Genomic DNA, 14,490 nt, shown 5'->3' with positions numbered 1-14,490 from the left:
CCTATTGCGAGCTGTGTCGAATGATTTCCCGCTCACCAATATGCGATAGAAGCAAAGTTGCAGAACCGATCAGACCTTCCATCGTCTCACCATAGCGGCTGCGATTGAAGTACAAAAACTGTCGATTGCGCACCGCAAACAGATTACGCCACTGAACAGTTGAGCGAAATGCTCGCGTCTCAGCTTCCTCATCCAGCATCTCTTCATAGGTGTCGATAATGATGTCGCTGTCAAAGTCAGAAAGGCGTTCCAGGCTATAGGGAATATCTTGTGAGCTATTCTCATAAGCGGGAACGTGACCAAGGCCAAAATCTTCTATCACCTGCTCCACGCCACCACGCCCGATAATACGGAAGCCATCGCGATAGATCTCAATCGGTGTGACGGTAATTGAAGCAGGGTTTTTGACGCGTTTCCCGAATTCGCTGACTATATCATGATACTCGCGACGCATCTCATCATAGCGGTGGCGTTTGCCAACGAGATCAGCCAATTCTTCCGCATAGGAGAGTATGCCCTCTTCGCGTAACGGCAACAGCACAACGGGCGCGATGGCTGCAAGCTTGTCGCGCAGTGCTTTGTGATAAGAAAGTCCCACGATCAGATCGGGTTTCAATGCTGCAATCGTTTCGATATCCGGGGCCTGATGCGTTCCGATATACTGAATTGCCGACGTATCGTATCTCTGTGATGCGCCTCTATAAATTGTATCGGAAAACAAACGCTTGCGGCCAGATGAGCCACAGGGAACAACACCTAATTCAAGCAACTGTGTTGTCAGGCTGAAGTCGTGCAAAGACACCACACAGCGTGGGTTAACCGGCACCTCTACTGATCCAAATCTGTTAGAAAATGATCTTTTTTCTGCTGCTTGAGAGGAAACGGAAAATCCGAAAGTGCACATAACAATAAGCAGAGCTGACGCTATACGGGTCATCTGGAAGGTCCTTTGCGCGACAGCAAATAAAGAAGATACGGCGCACCGATCACCGCCACCACAAGGCCGGCAGGTATCTGAAGCGGAGCAAAAACAGTCCTGCCTATCGTATCGCTTACAAGCACGATGCAAGCGCCGATCAGGGCAGCGAGCGGTAATAGCAGGCTGTGTCTTTCACCTGCAAGAAGCCTTGCCGCATGAGGCGCCAAAAGACCAATGAAACTCATCGTACCCACATTGGCTACAGCAGAAGCCGTTAGCATCACACTGAGCAAAAGCGATATGATCTGGAAACGGGCGACATTCAGACCGCGACTTCCTGCGACAGCATTGCCAAGCTGAAACAGATCAAATTGGCGGAAGAGCAGCACCACCGGAACGCCAGATAAAAGCAGCCACAAAAACTGACCGCGCACATTCTCCCATCCCGCCCTGTGCAGGCTACCCGAAAGCCAGAGTAAAGCAGATTCCACATGGTCGATACGGCCATAGGTAATCATCAGGTCTGCAACTGCGCTGAGAATGGCTGTTACACCAACCCCGACCAGAATAAGGCGCAAGGGCGAAACACCTTTGTTCCATGAAAGACCAATAACGAACAGTGCCACCAACAATCCGCCAAGCAAAGCAGCGAGCGGATAAAGCTCCACAGCAAGGACTGAAGGCCAGAGAATGAACGCCGCAAGCACCGTTATACCCGCTCCTGCCTCAACACCGACCAAGCCGGGTGCAGCCAGTGAATTGCGTGTCAGCATTTGCAAAACCACACCGGCAAGAGCCATGGCCATGCCCGAAGAAATCGCGAGTAATATCCGCGGAAGACGGGTGTCGAACACAATGCTGCGCAGAATACTATTCGTGCTCTCAGGAGCTATAAAAGCCCGAACAATCTGGCTGGGTGTAACCGGATAGCTTCCCAGAGTTATCGCCGCTAACACTGCCACAGCAAGAAAGACAGTTGCAGCAAGCAGGATTATCCGACCATGGGAGAAACGGTTGTGGCTTTGGTTGGTGAAATGGGTTTGACCTATGCTCATTTCACTCGCCCTAGAACAAGAGCAATGAAAATTGGGCCCCCCACAATAGCGGTTACAATACCCGTATTGATCTCCAGTGGACGTACAGCTGTGCGGGATACGATATCACTGATGACGATAAGCAGCGCACCAATCAGAGGTGCTGCGGGTACGAGGAACCGGTAGTCGTTACCGAACAAAATCCGCCCAATATGCGGGGCGATAAGACCGACAAAGCCAATTGGACCAGCAATTGCAACTGAAGATCCGGCCAGAAACACAATCGCCAGAAGCGATGAAACACGCATCCGCAACACATTCAATCCCATCAGCTCCGCTGATTGCGCTCCCAATCGGTGAAGGTTAAGCGCAGGGATATTCGCAATGGCGATGCATCCCGCCAGTATAATAAATGGGAATGTCTGCCAACGCGCTTGCGAACTGTCAAAAGCAAGCGAGCCGACGAGCCAGCGCCTGAGGGTCTCAAGTCCCTGCTGATCGAGCAAAAGCACCATTGATGTCAAGGCACTGAACAGGGCTGCAACCATCACGCCTGATAAAACGAGGCGAACCGGGTTGGGATCGGTTCCACTGTTAAGAAGAACGAAGCCTGCGGCAACAATTGCCCCCATAAAGGCGAGAAGTGGTATCATAGCAAGCGTATTGCCCGGAAGCACCAGCAAGCCGATCACTACGAAGAACGAAGCACCGCTGTTGACACCCATCAGCCCCGGATCTGCAAGCGGGTTTTCGCTGACTGCCTGCATCAATGCGCCTGCAAGACCAAGGGCTGCGCCCACAATCACAGCGCCGATCAATCGGGGCATGCGCATTTCAATTACGATATTATGCAAAGGATCGGCTGGAACATAGGCGACAAACGCCTGCCAAACGACGTCCCAGTCAAGTTCACGCGCACCAAGTTTCAGATGTAGGATGACAGCCACAATAAGCAGCAAAAAAATAACGAAAAACTGGAAAACACGCCAATATACGGACAAGGATGCACCCATTACGCCATTGAAGAGGCAATGCACATGGCAACACCCGTCTCGGGATCATCCAGCATTCTCGATCGAACTGAAAACACGTCATCAATATTGGACACATTGAAGACATTCTGCGTGTCTCCCTCTGCAAGCACACGGCCATCTTTCAGCATGACAAGGTGATCTGCATAGCGTGCCGCCTGATTGAGATCATGAAGTATCGCGACCACTGTCCGCCCCGCATCGCGCAAGACCGAAAGCAGATCGAGAAGGCTTAACTGGTTTGCAACGTCGAGAAATGTCGTTGGTTCGTCGAGCAGAATAACCGGGGTGTCCTGAACCAGTGTCATTGCAATCCATGCGCGTTGCAGCTGGCCGCCTGAAAGACTTTGCAACGATCTATCGGTAAGCTGCTCGATCCCGCACAGCGCAACAGCACGCATGACGGCATCCTCATCTTGCGTTGACCAGCCGCCCAACCAGCTTCTCCAGGGAAAACGGCCCTGCACCAGTAATTCGCGGACATTCATACCAGCTGGCGTGTGTACATGTTGCGGCAGAAACGCCATTTGTCTCGCCAATTCACGTCTAGAATAGGCAGAAAGCTTCTTGGAACCGAGTTCTATATGGCCGCTTTCGATTGCAATGGTGCTTGCCATGCTGCCCAGAAGAGTTGATTTACCCGAACCGTTCGGCCCGATCAAAGCCGTAAAACGGCCAGGAAGAATTTTCAGGTCAATGTCATGAAGAATGTGCTGGGCACCACGATGAACATTCACTCCCTTTATTTCGAGCATAGCCAGCATTTCCTCGTCCAATTGTGAGAAGCCGCTCTCATCAGGCTCTTCCAATCGCGTCATAACATCGGCGCGGCATCGAACGCGCTGCAATAAGTGTGTTGTGACACTTTCTTGATTTATTCAAAGTGAATCACATGCTAGCCAGAGCTTATCTTTGTTGATTGTATTTGTCATGTTTATGCGAAGGCTCTACCGGCTTTCTGCTAATCATGCATTGAAATTGGGGAATCGCTATGCCGGTAAACTATCTGAAATCGAATATCGGCAGCCTGCCCTATATTTCATCGTTGCCCTATAGCATTCCGCTTGCCTGCGCGATGATGGCGGTCTCCGTCAGCAATCTCTCGGCACAGGAAGCAAATACAGGAATTCAGCTGCAAACGATTGTTGTTCAGGACAATGCTGGCTCAACAGAACCCGTTAAAGGCTATGTAGCCAAGGTCAGCAGCAGCGGCACGAAAACCGATACGCCTATCGTGCTCACACCGCAGTCAGTGTCGGTGGTTTCAGCGACCGAAATCAAAGATCGTGAAGCGCAAACCCTGGCTGACGTACTTGCTTATACACCAAGTTTCACGGCACAGCCCGGCCCATTCTCGCGCGTCGCCGACCGGTTCAGAATTCGTGGCTTCGACGTCGAATCGGGTACCGGTGGGATGCTGCGCGACGGAATGAGGCTGCAGAACAACTCTTATGATGGTACGCAGGAGCCATTTGGTCTTGAACGCGTAGATGTTGTACGCGGTGCGGCTTCTGTTCTTTATGGCCAGCTTTCGCCGGGCGGCTTTGTGAACGGCGTCAGCAAACGCCCGACAGCCGAGCCTCTGCGTGAAGTCTCGGTTCAAGCCGGGCTTCATAACCGTAAACAAGTTACTGCAGATTTCAGCGATGCCATAACCGACACATTGTCATATCGTTTGACTTTTCTTGGTCGCGAAAGCGACACCAACGTCGATTACATGAACAATGACCGCATCTATATCGCCCCGGCTTTGGAATGGAAGCCAGATGAAGACACATCGCTGACCGTGCTTGGGTTCTACCAGAAGACCAGCACACGCTTCCCCGCTGCCTTACCATACGAGATTGTGGAAGGCATTGGTAATGGCCCCTTCATCCTTGGTCGCGACACCTTTATTGGCGAGCCGGGCTATGATCGGATGAAAACTAATATGGGTGCGCTGGGGTACGAATTTACCCATCGTTTCGACAATGATGTTCAGTTCTCAGCAAAATCACGCTATTACAAATCCGACCTGGACTGGCGTTATATGATGGCACAGACGAGCGCCGCTGCCGTTAGTCAGGTCGCACAGACAGGCATACTGGCTCGCCAATACAGCGACCGTCATGATCGTGCGAAGGGCTTCACACATGATATGAATGTTGCATTCGATGTGGATACAGGTCCGCTCTCACATTCATTGCTCGTCGGTTATGACTTTTACGACACAACATATGATTCAGATAATTTTCGCGCAGCTGCTCCATCAATCGACCTGAACAATCCCGTCTATGGTGGGAGCTTCACAGTTAATCGTGACCCTGCTCGTAACCGTGGTGCGAAAACAAAAACCGTACAGCATGGTATTTATCTGCAAGATAAAATCACCTTTGATGAACGCTGGAACGTACTGCTTGGCGTAAGACACGACTGGGCTAATCAGGATTTCGGCTATCACGCGAACAACCAGTCGATCAGCCGCAGTTCTGAAAAGACAACATGGCGCGCTGGGCTGGTTTACGAAGCTGAGAATGGACTGGCTCCCTATATCAGTTATGCGCAATCCTTCTTCCCGATCTCGGTGTCTGAATATGTCGAAGACATGAATTTCTCACCTATGACGGGAGAACAGATTGAAGCCGGCATTCGTTATCAGCCAACCGGCACCAATATGCTGTTCAGCGCAGCCGTCTATCAGCTTGATCAGAACAATATCGTCACTCGTACGCTTGCAGATGAACTCACACAGATCGGTCAACGGCGTGCGCGCGGATTTGAGCTTGAGGCCAAAGCCGAGCTTACCAATTACCTCACGATGGTGGGATCATATGGCTATACGGACGCACGGATCACCAAAAGTGAAGACCTTTTGCAACTTGGTCAGCGCAGTGAAAACACGCCCTATCATCAAGCGGCACTCTGGATGACTTATGATGCGGCTCAGCTCGGCATCGACGGGCTGACTGTTGGAGGTGGCATCCGATACACCGGCACGACCCGCGCATCGGGCATAGATAAATCAATTCCGGGCTATACGCTTGTTGATGCCATGGTCCGTTATGAAGTGAGCAAGAACATCAGCCTGTCATTGAATGCGAGCAATCTCTTCAACAAAGAATACGCTGTTTGCGAATTTTCAAAGTGTCTTTACGGAGATGGCAGAGAGGTTATGGTGTCGTCCAGCTTCCGCTGGTAACGCAATTTTTGTTCGAGAAGAACAATCATCGACAGGCCATGATAATTTCCTAGAACTCAATCACAATCTTGAGAGTTCAAGAAGGGTCACTTATCTTCAACCGCGAGAGCAATGTAAGCCCCGCGGCAAGGTCTTCCATGCCAGGCCCGCCCAGGCACAGCCGGATGCCCGTCGCTTCATCGTTGCGATCAGCACGCACAGCGTCCGGCTGTGTAACAACAACACCGAGCGCTGCCGCCGCTGTCTCAAACGCTTCAGCTTCCCAATGAGGCATCGGGAGCCACGCATGAAAAGCATTGTCGTTGGTCATGATAATGCTGTTATCAAAGAATGATCGGGCAAGTTTTGCCCTTTTACGCGCTTCGGCCCGCAATGTGTCTCTCACTGTTTCCATCACGCCACTGGTTGACCACTCTTCAAGAAGCGCATAATCCACCGGCGAAGAGGATAGTGGCAATGCGCGCAATGCTTCTTCCGCGCGCTCTACCCAGCCCGATGGCAACACCAGAACGCCCAGCCGCAACCCCGGACTAAGTGATTTGGACAGGCTGGTAACATGAAAGACGCGATCAGCTGCCAGGGCAATGAGCGGTGGATTGTCCGGACTGGCCCCCAACGTATAGACGCCATCCTCGACGATTGGGACGTTTCGTCTGCGGCAGACATCAACTATTTCTTTTCTGCGCGCTTCCCCCATAGAAATTGTCGTGGGGTTGTGCAGTGTAGGCGTAAGATAGACGAGCCGACGGCGCCCGCTGTTTTCCTCCTCGGTGAGAACCCGATCAAGATCATCCGGCACCAAGCCTTCTGCATCAATATCGACGCTTCGCATCGGATGACCACGGTAGCGGGCAAGTGCTATAGCTCCCGAATAGCTAAGCCGTTCTGTGATAATCAGACCTCTGCCGCCGCATAGAATATCGAAAGCGAGCCAAAGTGCCTGCTGCCCACTTCCGGTTAATATAATCCGTTTTGGTGCCGCTTGAATGCCAAGACTTTCGAGCCACCGTGCCAATAAGCGCCGATGCTCATCATGACCGGCAGGGGGTGGGTAAAGATTGACATGCGCGGAATCAATTTTTCTGGAGATCGTCGAAAGTGTGCCAGCCAACAGCCTGTCACTGAGCATAACAGGCAAGCGGTTTACAGAAAAATCAATGGCAGGCCCCTTGCGAGACTCAAAAACCGCCACGAATGTACCGCTGCCCTTTACGCTACGCGCAAGGCCGCGTCGTTCAAGCATCGCATAGGCTTTTGTAACCGTTCCTACTCCAAGGTTCAGTTTCCAGGCCAGATCGCGATGGGCAGGCAGTCTGTCGCCCCCAACCAATTGTCCTGAAAGAATGTCTTCTGACAGAGCCTCGACAAGACGATTTGCAGGATTATTGCCATTTTCCGATAGACGGGGTGCCCATGGGGACTGAAGACGCATATATTTAACCCACAATGCTCGAGACAACATCTAATACAGACATAAGACACCAGTGGAAACTGCTTAGCTTTCGCTCTATAGGGAAATAGGTCTGGATCGTTTTCGGGGCCCGATGACATTGCCCGCTGGTTCGCCTGCGCTGACGCGCCATCTGAAGGAAAGCAGCCTCAAGCAAGCAAGCATTGCGATTTCTCCGCCGCTAGCTGTATCGATCGGCCAATCACATTGTAACCCCAAATAACTCCTTTCATTTTCATCTGACTATGCTCATCCAGATGATGCTCAGCTTTGCAAGCTGCAAACAAGTATCTTTGTCGCGTTGACATGGGGCAACGCCTCAACTATTGCCTTATATAACGCTTCGTCCTGCTGAGGGCGAGAAAGTGAATTAGTTCAAGGTTTTTCAAATGGTTGCACGCATTTATCGTCCAGCTAAGACAGCCATGCAGTCTGGCAAGGCCAAGACCGATCAATGGATTCTCGAATTTGAACCGGAAAGCCCGCGTAAGGTCGAGCCCTTGATGGGGTATACCTCGTCAGGCGATATGAGAAGCCAGATTCGTCTATTTTTCGACGGTAAGGAAGAGGCTGTTGCTTATGCGACGCGCAACACAATTCCTTATCGGCTGTTCGAGCCGCATGAACAGAAGCGCCGTCAGGTTTCCTATTCAGATAATTTCCGCTTCGATCGTTCAGTGCCCTGGACACATTGAGCGCTTGTCTTCGCTTAGCCGACACGTTAAGGCTGCGGTCAATTCTTGCTGATTGGCTGATTTTTCTTCGACTTTCTCAAAGGCGAGGTCCCGTAGCTCAGTTGGATAGAGCACCGGCCTTCTAAGCCGATGGTCGCAGGTTCGAATCCTGCCGGGATCGCCAACAAAATCAACAGATTAGCAACCGATCACTGTTTCCAGCTGACTGGAGGATGCTGCAATGGATAGCGTTTACTGGAAACAAAAAGGGTCGCGTCGGCTAGAGTCTCAATAATAAGAATTTTATATGAGCTCCCTAACCCGAATTATCAGGAGCGGTTTTTGGATGTTAAAGGGTCTAGTTTGCAAGTCATTCTTCTAATAGTTCGACGCCCGCTTGTTTCATTTGCCCCAGCATCATGCCCATGGAATTGTTAAGATCGATGCCGCGGCAGGCATCGAGCCGCACACGCACCTGAAAACCGTGAGCAACCGCATCAAGCGCGGAATAAGCAACACAGAAATCCGTGGCCAGCCCGACCAGCGTCAGTGAGCTGATATTGCATTCACGCAGATATCCTGCCAGTCCGGTCGGGGTTGTCCGGTCATTCTCGAAAAATGCCGAATAGCTATCGATGCCGGAACGAACCCCCTTGCGGACCACCATCTGCGCCCGTGTCCATTGCAGGGAGGCGTGAAAATCCGCGCCGTGACTGCCTTGCACGCAATGATCCGGCCATAATGTTTGCGGCCCATAAGCCATTTCCACGGCATCAAAAGGACTTTTCCCGGGATGGCTTGAGGCAAAGCTTGAATGATGCGGCGGATGCCAGTCTTGTGTGAGGACGACATGCTCGCTTTCCTCGATCAACCGGTTGACTGTGGGCAGGATTTGGTCGCCATTCTCGACGGCCAACGCTCCTCCGGGACAGAAATCATTCTGGATATCGACGACAATAAGGGCATGTCCGGTCATGAAATGCTGGCGCTCCAACGTACGGATCTCTGATCATAACCAGTTACACCATAGGAAACCAGTGCGATTTCGCGTTCTGGTATAACATGGGAATCGGTGGTAGAGGCGATTTCAACTCATCAAACTTTACAGGAGCAATCATGTCAGACGAGATCGTCCGCGACAGCAACGGAACGCAATTAAACGATGGCGATTCCGTCACTCTTATCAAGGACCTCAAGGTCAAAGGAACATCAACCACGTTGAAACGTGGTACATTGGTAAAGGGCATCCGTCTGACGGGCAATCCTGATGAAGTGGATTGCAGCACCAAGCAGGTAAAGGGTCTTGTTTTAAGAACCGAGTTTCTGAAAAAGGCCTGAGCTTGACCTTGCAAAAACAGCTTCTGGCTCAAGGATATTGAAGCCTTATAGGTCAAATTAACTCGCCGCGTCTGCTGGCCCTTGTCATGGGGCGCTTTTTAACCATGTCTCATAGAAATCGTACCAGCAAAGACTGAAGGATAGCAGGAGGCCCCATGACGACACAAAAAGTAGCGATCATAACGGCAGGCGGCAGCGGAATGGGGGCGGCGTCTGCAAAGCGCCTGGCAGAAGACGGGTTTTGTGTTGCGATCCTTTCCTCATCCGGCAAAGGTGAAGCGCTGGGCAAAGAGCTTGGCGGCATCGGCGTCACCGGCTTGAACCAGTCCAATGACGATCTCAAAAAACTTGTCGATCTCACTTTTGAGAAATGGGGACGTATTGATGTGCTGGTCAACAGCGCCGGTCATGGTCCGCGCGCGCCGATCCTCGATATCAGTGACGAAGACTGGCATAACGGCATGGAAACCTATTTTCTCAATGTCGTGCGCCCTGCCCGCCTTGTGGTGCCCACAATGCAGAAGCAGAAGTCTGGCGTCATCATCAATATATCCTCCGCATGGACTTTCGAGCCAAGTTCCATGTTTCCGACTTCGGCTGTGTTTCGCGCCGGGCTTGCCTCCTTCACCAAGCTGTTTGCCGACACTTATGCGCCCGACAATATCCGCATGAACAATGTTCTTCCGGGCTGGATCGACAGTCTGCCCAAGACGGATGAGCGCCGTGATAGCGTGCCGCTTGGGCGTTATGGAAAATCGGAAGAAATCGCTGCGACGATCAGCTTTCTGGCCTCAGACGGTGCCTCCTATATTACGGGACAGAACCTGCGCGTTGATGGCGGCCTGACGCGTTCAGTCTAATTCTCATCCGGTAACGAAATGCGAAGGAAGACTTGTTAGCGTCTTCCCATCGCGATTCGGATGGGGATCAAGGACATGGCGCCACGCAAAAAGACATCTCGCACGCCCAAGCGCTCCACAAGACGCAAAAGCGGATCGGGTTCGTCTGCGCCGGTTTTGACGCTGGCCGCAATTTTAGGCCTTGGCGCTTTCAGCCTGTGGGCAACATCGCAGCACAAAAGCCCGCAAGTGGCCATCACAGCCCTTTTTGATCGCATTCCATCAAAAGCGGCACCATCCACACCAAAACGCACCGAAAGTAGGCCAGCCGTCACGGAACGCGTGACGCCGCCGAAAGTACAGTCCAAACAGGACGTCGCCGTCACAGCCCCTGTGCCGCGGCCTTCGGCACCTGTTAAACCGGTTATACAAAAACCTGTCCAGAAGGCCGCAATAGACCCGGTAGAACCGCCTCTTTCGACGGCTCGTCGGAGCACCGCACAGCAACCGTCCTTACCGCCACGCGGTGTCAACACCGCCGCCCATTCACCCTCAGTGGTTCACGCCAAAGCACGGCTCACCATTCACAAAAATGCATGGGACAAATCACCCGGCATCGGCACGGTCGAAAAGGGGCGAGAGATGCGCTCCTATGGCAAGACCGGGCGCTGGCATCGCGTTATCGTCCCAAAGACCAATATGATCGGCTGGGTGCACGAGGATCAGCTTATCGGCGGCAAAAGCAAACCGGACAGCGCCTCTCTGGTGACCGGATCGGTTGTCAAAAAACCGCAAGTTGTAAAAAGAACATCTACCCAGACGCACATTAAACCACCCAAAGCCGTCGGACATTAATTTCTCATTGCGTCCCTCGCCATGGCGTCGATCTGCTTGTCACCGGGCAGATAATCGAACCCGGCTTTGGTCATGGCCGAGCCGTCGGCGACAAGATCGCCAAAAAGCTGATCGTAAAGCCCTTGCCTGCCTATTGAAACAAGAGCCAATCTCATCAGCCATTTTGGCACGGGTATTATTCGCGCCGGACGTCCCATGGCAGCACGCGCCTTTCTCACGAGTTCTCGCATCGAACGCGGCTGAGGTTCGGCCAGATGGAATACACGGCCCGCGACTTTTTCAGTTGGCGCTTTGGCCAGAAAAACAAGTGCCCGCGCCACATTCTGCAAGGAAACATAACTGCGTGCATTGTCCGCAGCACCGAATGGCAACGGCAGGGCGCTATGACAAAGCCGCATCAGGGCGTTGAGATTGGCGCGCGCTCCGGGCCCATAAATCAGGACCGGACGTGCAATAACGATCTCGATGCCCTGCATTGCAAGAAGTTCGGCTTCGGCTAGCGCCTTGGCGCTCGCATAGGCGTCGCCTTCTTTGGGCATGAGCGGCATGTCAGGTTCAAGCGGCTGTGGGTTGCCAGCGATTGTGTAAATGGTGGAGACAAAGACAAAACGCTTTACACCCGCGTGTCTTGCCCGATGGGCGAGCTCCACCGCCAACCGATGGTTGATCGCATCAAAGGCTTTTGGATCAGGGCGTTCTGCCCCGGTTCGGTGCGCCAGTGCCGCGCAATGAATGACTGCTTCGACGCCGGATAAATTGGCTTGTGATAGATCATGGCGCGACAAGGGCAGAGCCGCATGGTCCGCCTGCCCCAGCGCCTGCAAAACCGCGCTGCCGACAAAGCCGCCTGCCCCGGTAACAGCGACGATCATTCCTCATCCTTGGCGTCATTCGCCGCGAGAACCTGCGCGGCCAACGCGCGCGTGATGCGGGTTTTCTGTTCCAATGCCGCACGATCCAGTCGATCGACAATATCAATCGCCGAGCGCAATGAACGCTCGATCCGGCTGACCAGATAGCTCACAACATGCGGCTCCACGCTGACCTGCCGGTCGGAAAAAAGCTTGTGCATGACACCCGACAACAACATATCGTCAGGTGCTGCAATCTCTACCACTGTTGCTGCCTTGAGCCTTGAAGCGAGATCGGGCAGCTTCACATTCCAGTTGGCAGGCAGCAGATGAGACGTCATTAAAAGCGACGGTCCCGGACCAAGGGCTGCATTCTGACGAACGCTGTTGATAAGATGAAAAAGTCCGGTTTCGTCGAAAGATGAAGCGCCTATCGCCTCGATCAACACGGGCCTCTCGGCAGCAGCATTGATATGCGTCACTGTAATATGCTCAGGATCGACCAGCAGCGCATCTGTACCAGCACGCCAGATTTCCGCAAGATGCGTCTTTCCCGCTCCTGTCGGCCCGGCGAGAACCGTAACCGGCGACAACCAGTTCGGCCAGCGGTCGACCAGATCGACCGCAGCACGATTGCTCGTCGTCACGATCAGGTCTTCACGCTGATAGCCCGGCTGATGCTCAAGGTTCAGCGGAATCTGGCGCGGCGCATCATGCATCGCGGCCTCCTGATTGACTTGTCTTGCGGCGGCTCGCTGTCATATCTCCTTACCTGCATTTTTTCCCGGGCTTGCATTTTCACCCGCCTCGATCAGCGGACCCGAGGGCGCTGTGCTTTCATGGGCGTGATCATACATGGGGGATTGCAGATAGCTGTTCAGAGCAAAACGCACAAGCACCCCCACGGCGGCAGCGGCGGGCACAGCAACAAGCATGCCGGTGAAGCCGAACAACGAAGCAAAAGCGAACAGCGCGAACATCAGCCAGACCGGATGCAGGCCGACAGACGACCCCACCAGTTTGGGTTGGAGAATATTGCCTTCCAGAAACTGGCCGGTGAAAAATACCGCCGCCACCGCACCGATCATGATCCAGTCGGGCCAGAACTGCACCAGTGCCACGCCGATGGCCAGCGCCAGACCGACAAAGGAGCCGATATAGGGAATGAACGAGATGAGGCCTGCGAAAAAGCCGATCAGCAGGCCGAAATTGAGTCCGGTCAAAGTCAGACCGATGGCATAATAAGTACCAAGCACGAGACAGAGCGTACCCTGCCCGCGAATGAAACCCGCAACCGCCGCATCCATTTCGCGCGCGATCTTACGCACGGTATAAAGCTGCGAACGCGGCACCCAGGAATCGATTTTTGCAACCATGCGATCCCAGTCGAGTAACATGTAGAAGGCCACCACCGGCGTCACGACGAAAAGCCCCGCAATATCGATCAGTGATTTCCCTGAATTCCAAAGGGATTGCAGCAAAGTCGTGAGGAATCCGGTGCCTTGCTGCACCAGAGAACTGAGATTGTCGCGAATGGTGGAGCTGTCCATGCCGATATAGCGCTTGAGCCATTGCGAATTTTCATTGGCAAGAAGCGATTGCAACTGCGTGATATAGCCGGGCAGTTTTGAAATGAACTCGGTCAACTGCGTAGCCAGTACCGGCACGATGACCATCAGCGCCATGATGAGCAACAGCAGAAACACCAATAGGATTACAATGGTTGCCGAGAGCCGCGACAAGCCGAGGCGTTCCAGCCAGTCGGCAACGGGATCGAGGAAATAGGCGAGCGCCATGCCTGCAACGAACGGCAGTAGAACCGAGCTGAACATTACCAGAAACAGCGCAAAAACTGCGGCAGTTGCCATCCAGAACAAGGCCTGCTTTCGGACGGTGGATCCGGTCAGCCCGCCTCCCACGGCAACATTAACATGAATATCGCCATCACTTCCCTTGGCTTCCGCTTGCGGCACAACTTTCGTTTTTGTCGTAGACTCAGTTTTTGTCGAAGACACCGGCGTCTTGGCCGAAGGCGTTGATGGCGATTTTCTGACCATAAGGTTCCATTCTTTTGTAAACAGACTTGGCGCTTTAAAGCATGACCGGGCAGGCAATCGAGAATCGCCCTGCCTGGCACATAGTTGTTGTTGCCGAGATTAAACGCGTCTGCAAAAATTGCCAAGGATTGCTATTAAAGCCAAACATAGCCCATAGATTTGAAAATTTGGCAGAAAGGCACATAGAACTGCGATTTTCGTGCGTGTCGACCTTGCGGCGAACCCCGTCTCGTGGCATTGCCCGCACATCCTTCCCTTTATAAC

The 14,490-nt window shown here is 52.9% G+C and carries 14 protein-coding genes and 1 tRNA gene; 6 read left to right on the top strand and 9 right to left on the bottom strand.

What is annotated here, in order from left to right; genetic code table 11:
- Position 1: 1 nt before the first annotated feature.
- Genes AAIB41_RS02345 through AAIB41_RS02330 form a run of 4 tightly spaced genes read right to left on the bottom strand, consistent with a single transcriptional unit; the run spans position 2 to position 3,802 of the window.
- Positions 2-937, bottom strand: coding sequence for an ABC transporter substrate-binding protein (locus AAIB41_RS02345; RefSeq protein WP_343314006.1), 936 nt, complete (start codon positions 935-937; stop codon positions 2-4).
- Complete coding sequence (locus AAIB41_RS02340) at positions 934-1,974, bottom strand: iron ABC transporter permease (RefSeq protein ID WP_343314005.1); 1,041 nt, start codon at positions 1,972-1,974, stop codon at positions 934-936. Before AAIB41_RS02340 ends, AAIB41_RS02345 begins: the two co-directional genes overlap by 4 nt.
- Entirely contained in the window at positions 1,971-2,954 is a 984-nt protein-coding gene (locus AAIB41_RS02335; RefSeq protein ID WP_343314004.1) for an iron ABC transporter permease, read from the bottom strand. The genes AAIB41_RS02340 and AAIB41_RS02335 overlap by 4 nt, the downstream gene beginning before the upstream one ends.
- A gap of 11 nt (positions 2,955-2,965) precedes the next feature.
- On the bottom strand, positions 2,966-3,802 hold the full coding sequence (locus AAIB41_RS02330; protein WP_343314003.1) for an ABC transporter ATP-binding protein: 837 nt from the start codon (positions 3,800-3,802) through the stop codon (positions 2,966-2,968).
- Positions 3,803-4,059: 257 nt separating this feature from the next.
- On the opposite strand from AAIB41_RS02330, the gene AAIB41_RS02325 reads away from it, so the two are divergent.
- On the top strand, positions 4,060-6,162 hold the full coding sequence (locus AAIB41_RS02325) for a TonB-dependent siderophore receptor (RefSeq protein WP_343314002.1): 2,103 nt from the start codon (positions 4,060-4,062) through the stop codon (positions 6,160-6,162).
- 76 nt (positions 6,163-6,238) lie between these two features.
- On the opposite strand, the gene AAIB41_RS02320 is transcribed toward AAIB41_RS02325, so the two are convergent.
- Positions 6,239-7,594 carry a PLP-dependent aminotransferase family protein gene (locus tag AAIB41_RS02320; protein ID WP_343314001.1) on the bottom strand — a complete coding sequence of 452 codons (1,356 nt, stop codon included), beginning with the start codon at positions 7,592-7,594 and terminating at the stop codon, positions 6,239-6,241.
- Between the two features lie 407 nt (positions 7,595-8,001).
- Between AAIB41_RS02320 and AAIB41_RS02315 the strand changes: the two genes are divergently transcribed.
- The gene (locus AAIB41_RS02315; RefSeq protein ID WP_343314000.1) at positions 8,002-8,307 is read left to right on the top strand and encodes an ETC complex I subunit; all 306 of its coding nucleotides are present in this window, start codon (positions 8,002-8,004) and stop codon (positions 8,305-8,307) included.
- 86 nt (positions 8,308-8,393) lie between these two features.
- Positions 8,394-8,470 (top strand) — tRNA-Arg (locus AAIB41_RS02310).
- Positions 8,471-8,656: 186 nt separating this feature from the next.
- Here AAIB41_RS02310 and pncA read toward each other — a convergent pair.
- Positions 8,657-9,262 carry a bifunctional nicotinamidase/pyrazinamidase gene (gene pncA / locus AAIB41_RS02305; protein ID WP_343313999.1) on the bottom strand — a complete coding sequence of 202 codons (606 nt, stop codon included), beginning with the start codon at positions 9,260-9,262 and terminating at the stop codon, positions 8,657-8,659.
- A 140-nt stretch (positions 9,263-9,402) separates the two neighbouring features.
- On the opposite strand from pncA, the gene AAIB41_RS02300 reads away from it, so the two are divergent.
- The 3 genes from AAIB41_RS02300 (at position 9,403) to AAIB41_RS02290 (ending at position 11,318) form a co-directional block, all read left to right on the top strand.
- Complete coding sequence (locus AAIB41_RS02300) at positions 9,403-9,624, top strand: alkylphosphonate utilization protein (RefSeq protein WP_343313998.1); 222 nt, start codon at positions 9,403-9,405, stop codon at positions 9,622-9,624.
- 155 nt (positions 9,625-9,779) lie between these two features.
- Entirely contained in the window at positions 9,780-10,484 is a 705-nt protein-coding gene (locus AAIB41_RS02295) for an SDR family oxidoreductase (protein ID WP_343313997.1), read from the top strand.
- Positions 10,485-10,559: 75 nt separating this feature from the next.
- Positions 10,560-11,318, top strand: a complete 759-nt coding sequence (locus AAIB41_RS02290; RefSeq protein ID WP_343313996.1) for a hypothetical protein — start codon at positions 10,560-10,562, stop codon at positions 11,316-11,318.
- Here the strand turns inward: AAIB41_RS02290 and AAIB41_RS02285 are convergent.
- Genes AAIB41_RS02285 through AAIB41_RS02275 form a run of 3 tightly spaced genes read right to left on the bottom strand, consistent with a single transcriptional unit; the run spans position 11,315 to position 14,037 of the window.
- The gene (locus tag AAIB41_RS02285) at positions 11,315-12,190 is read right to left on the bottom strand and encodes an NAD-dependent epimerase/dehydratase family protein (protein WP_343313995.1); all 876 of its coding nucleotides are present in this window, start codon (positions 12,188-12,190) and stop codon (positions 11,315-11,317) included. The two genes, AAIB41_RS02290 and AAIB41_RS02285, sit on opposite strands and share 4 nt — an antisense overlap.
- Positions 12,187-12,888, bottom strand: a complete 702-nt coding sequence (hdaA, locus tag AAIB41_RS02280; RefSeq protein ID WP_343313994.1) for a DnaA regulatory inactivator HdaA — start codon at positions 12,886-12,888, stop codon at positions 12,187-12,189. Before hdaA ends, AAIB41_RS02285 begins: the two co-directional genes overlap by 4 nt.
- A gap of 39 nt (positions 12,889-12,927) precedes the next feature.
- Positions 12,928-14,037 (bottom strand): AI-2E family transporter, encoded by a 1,110-nt coding sequence (locus tag AAIB41_RS02275; RefSeq protein ID WP_343314788.1) that lies wholly within the window; start codon positions 14,035-14,037, stop codon positions 12,928-12,930.
- Positions 14,038-14,490 lie beyond the last annotated feature (453 nt).

The organism is Brucella sp. BE17 (assembly GCF_039545455.1).
GTDB lineage: Bacteria > Pseudomonadota > Alphaproteobacteria > Rhizobiales > Rhizobiaceae > Brucella.
Note: the sequence above shows the minus strand (reverse complement) of the source record. Positions and strands in the feature narration are given on the sequence as shown.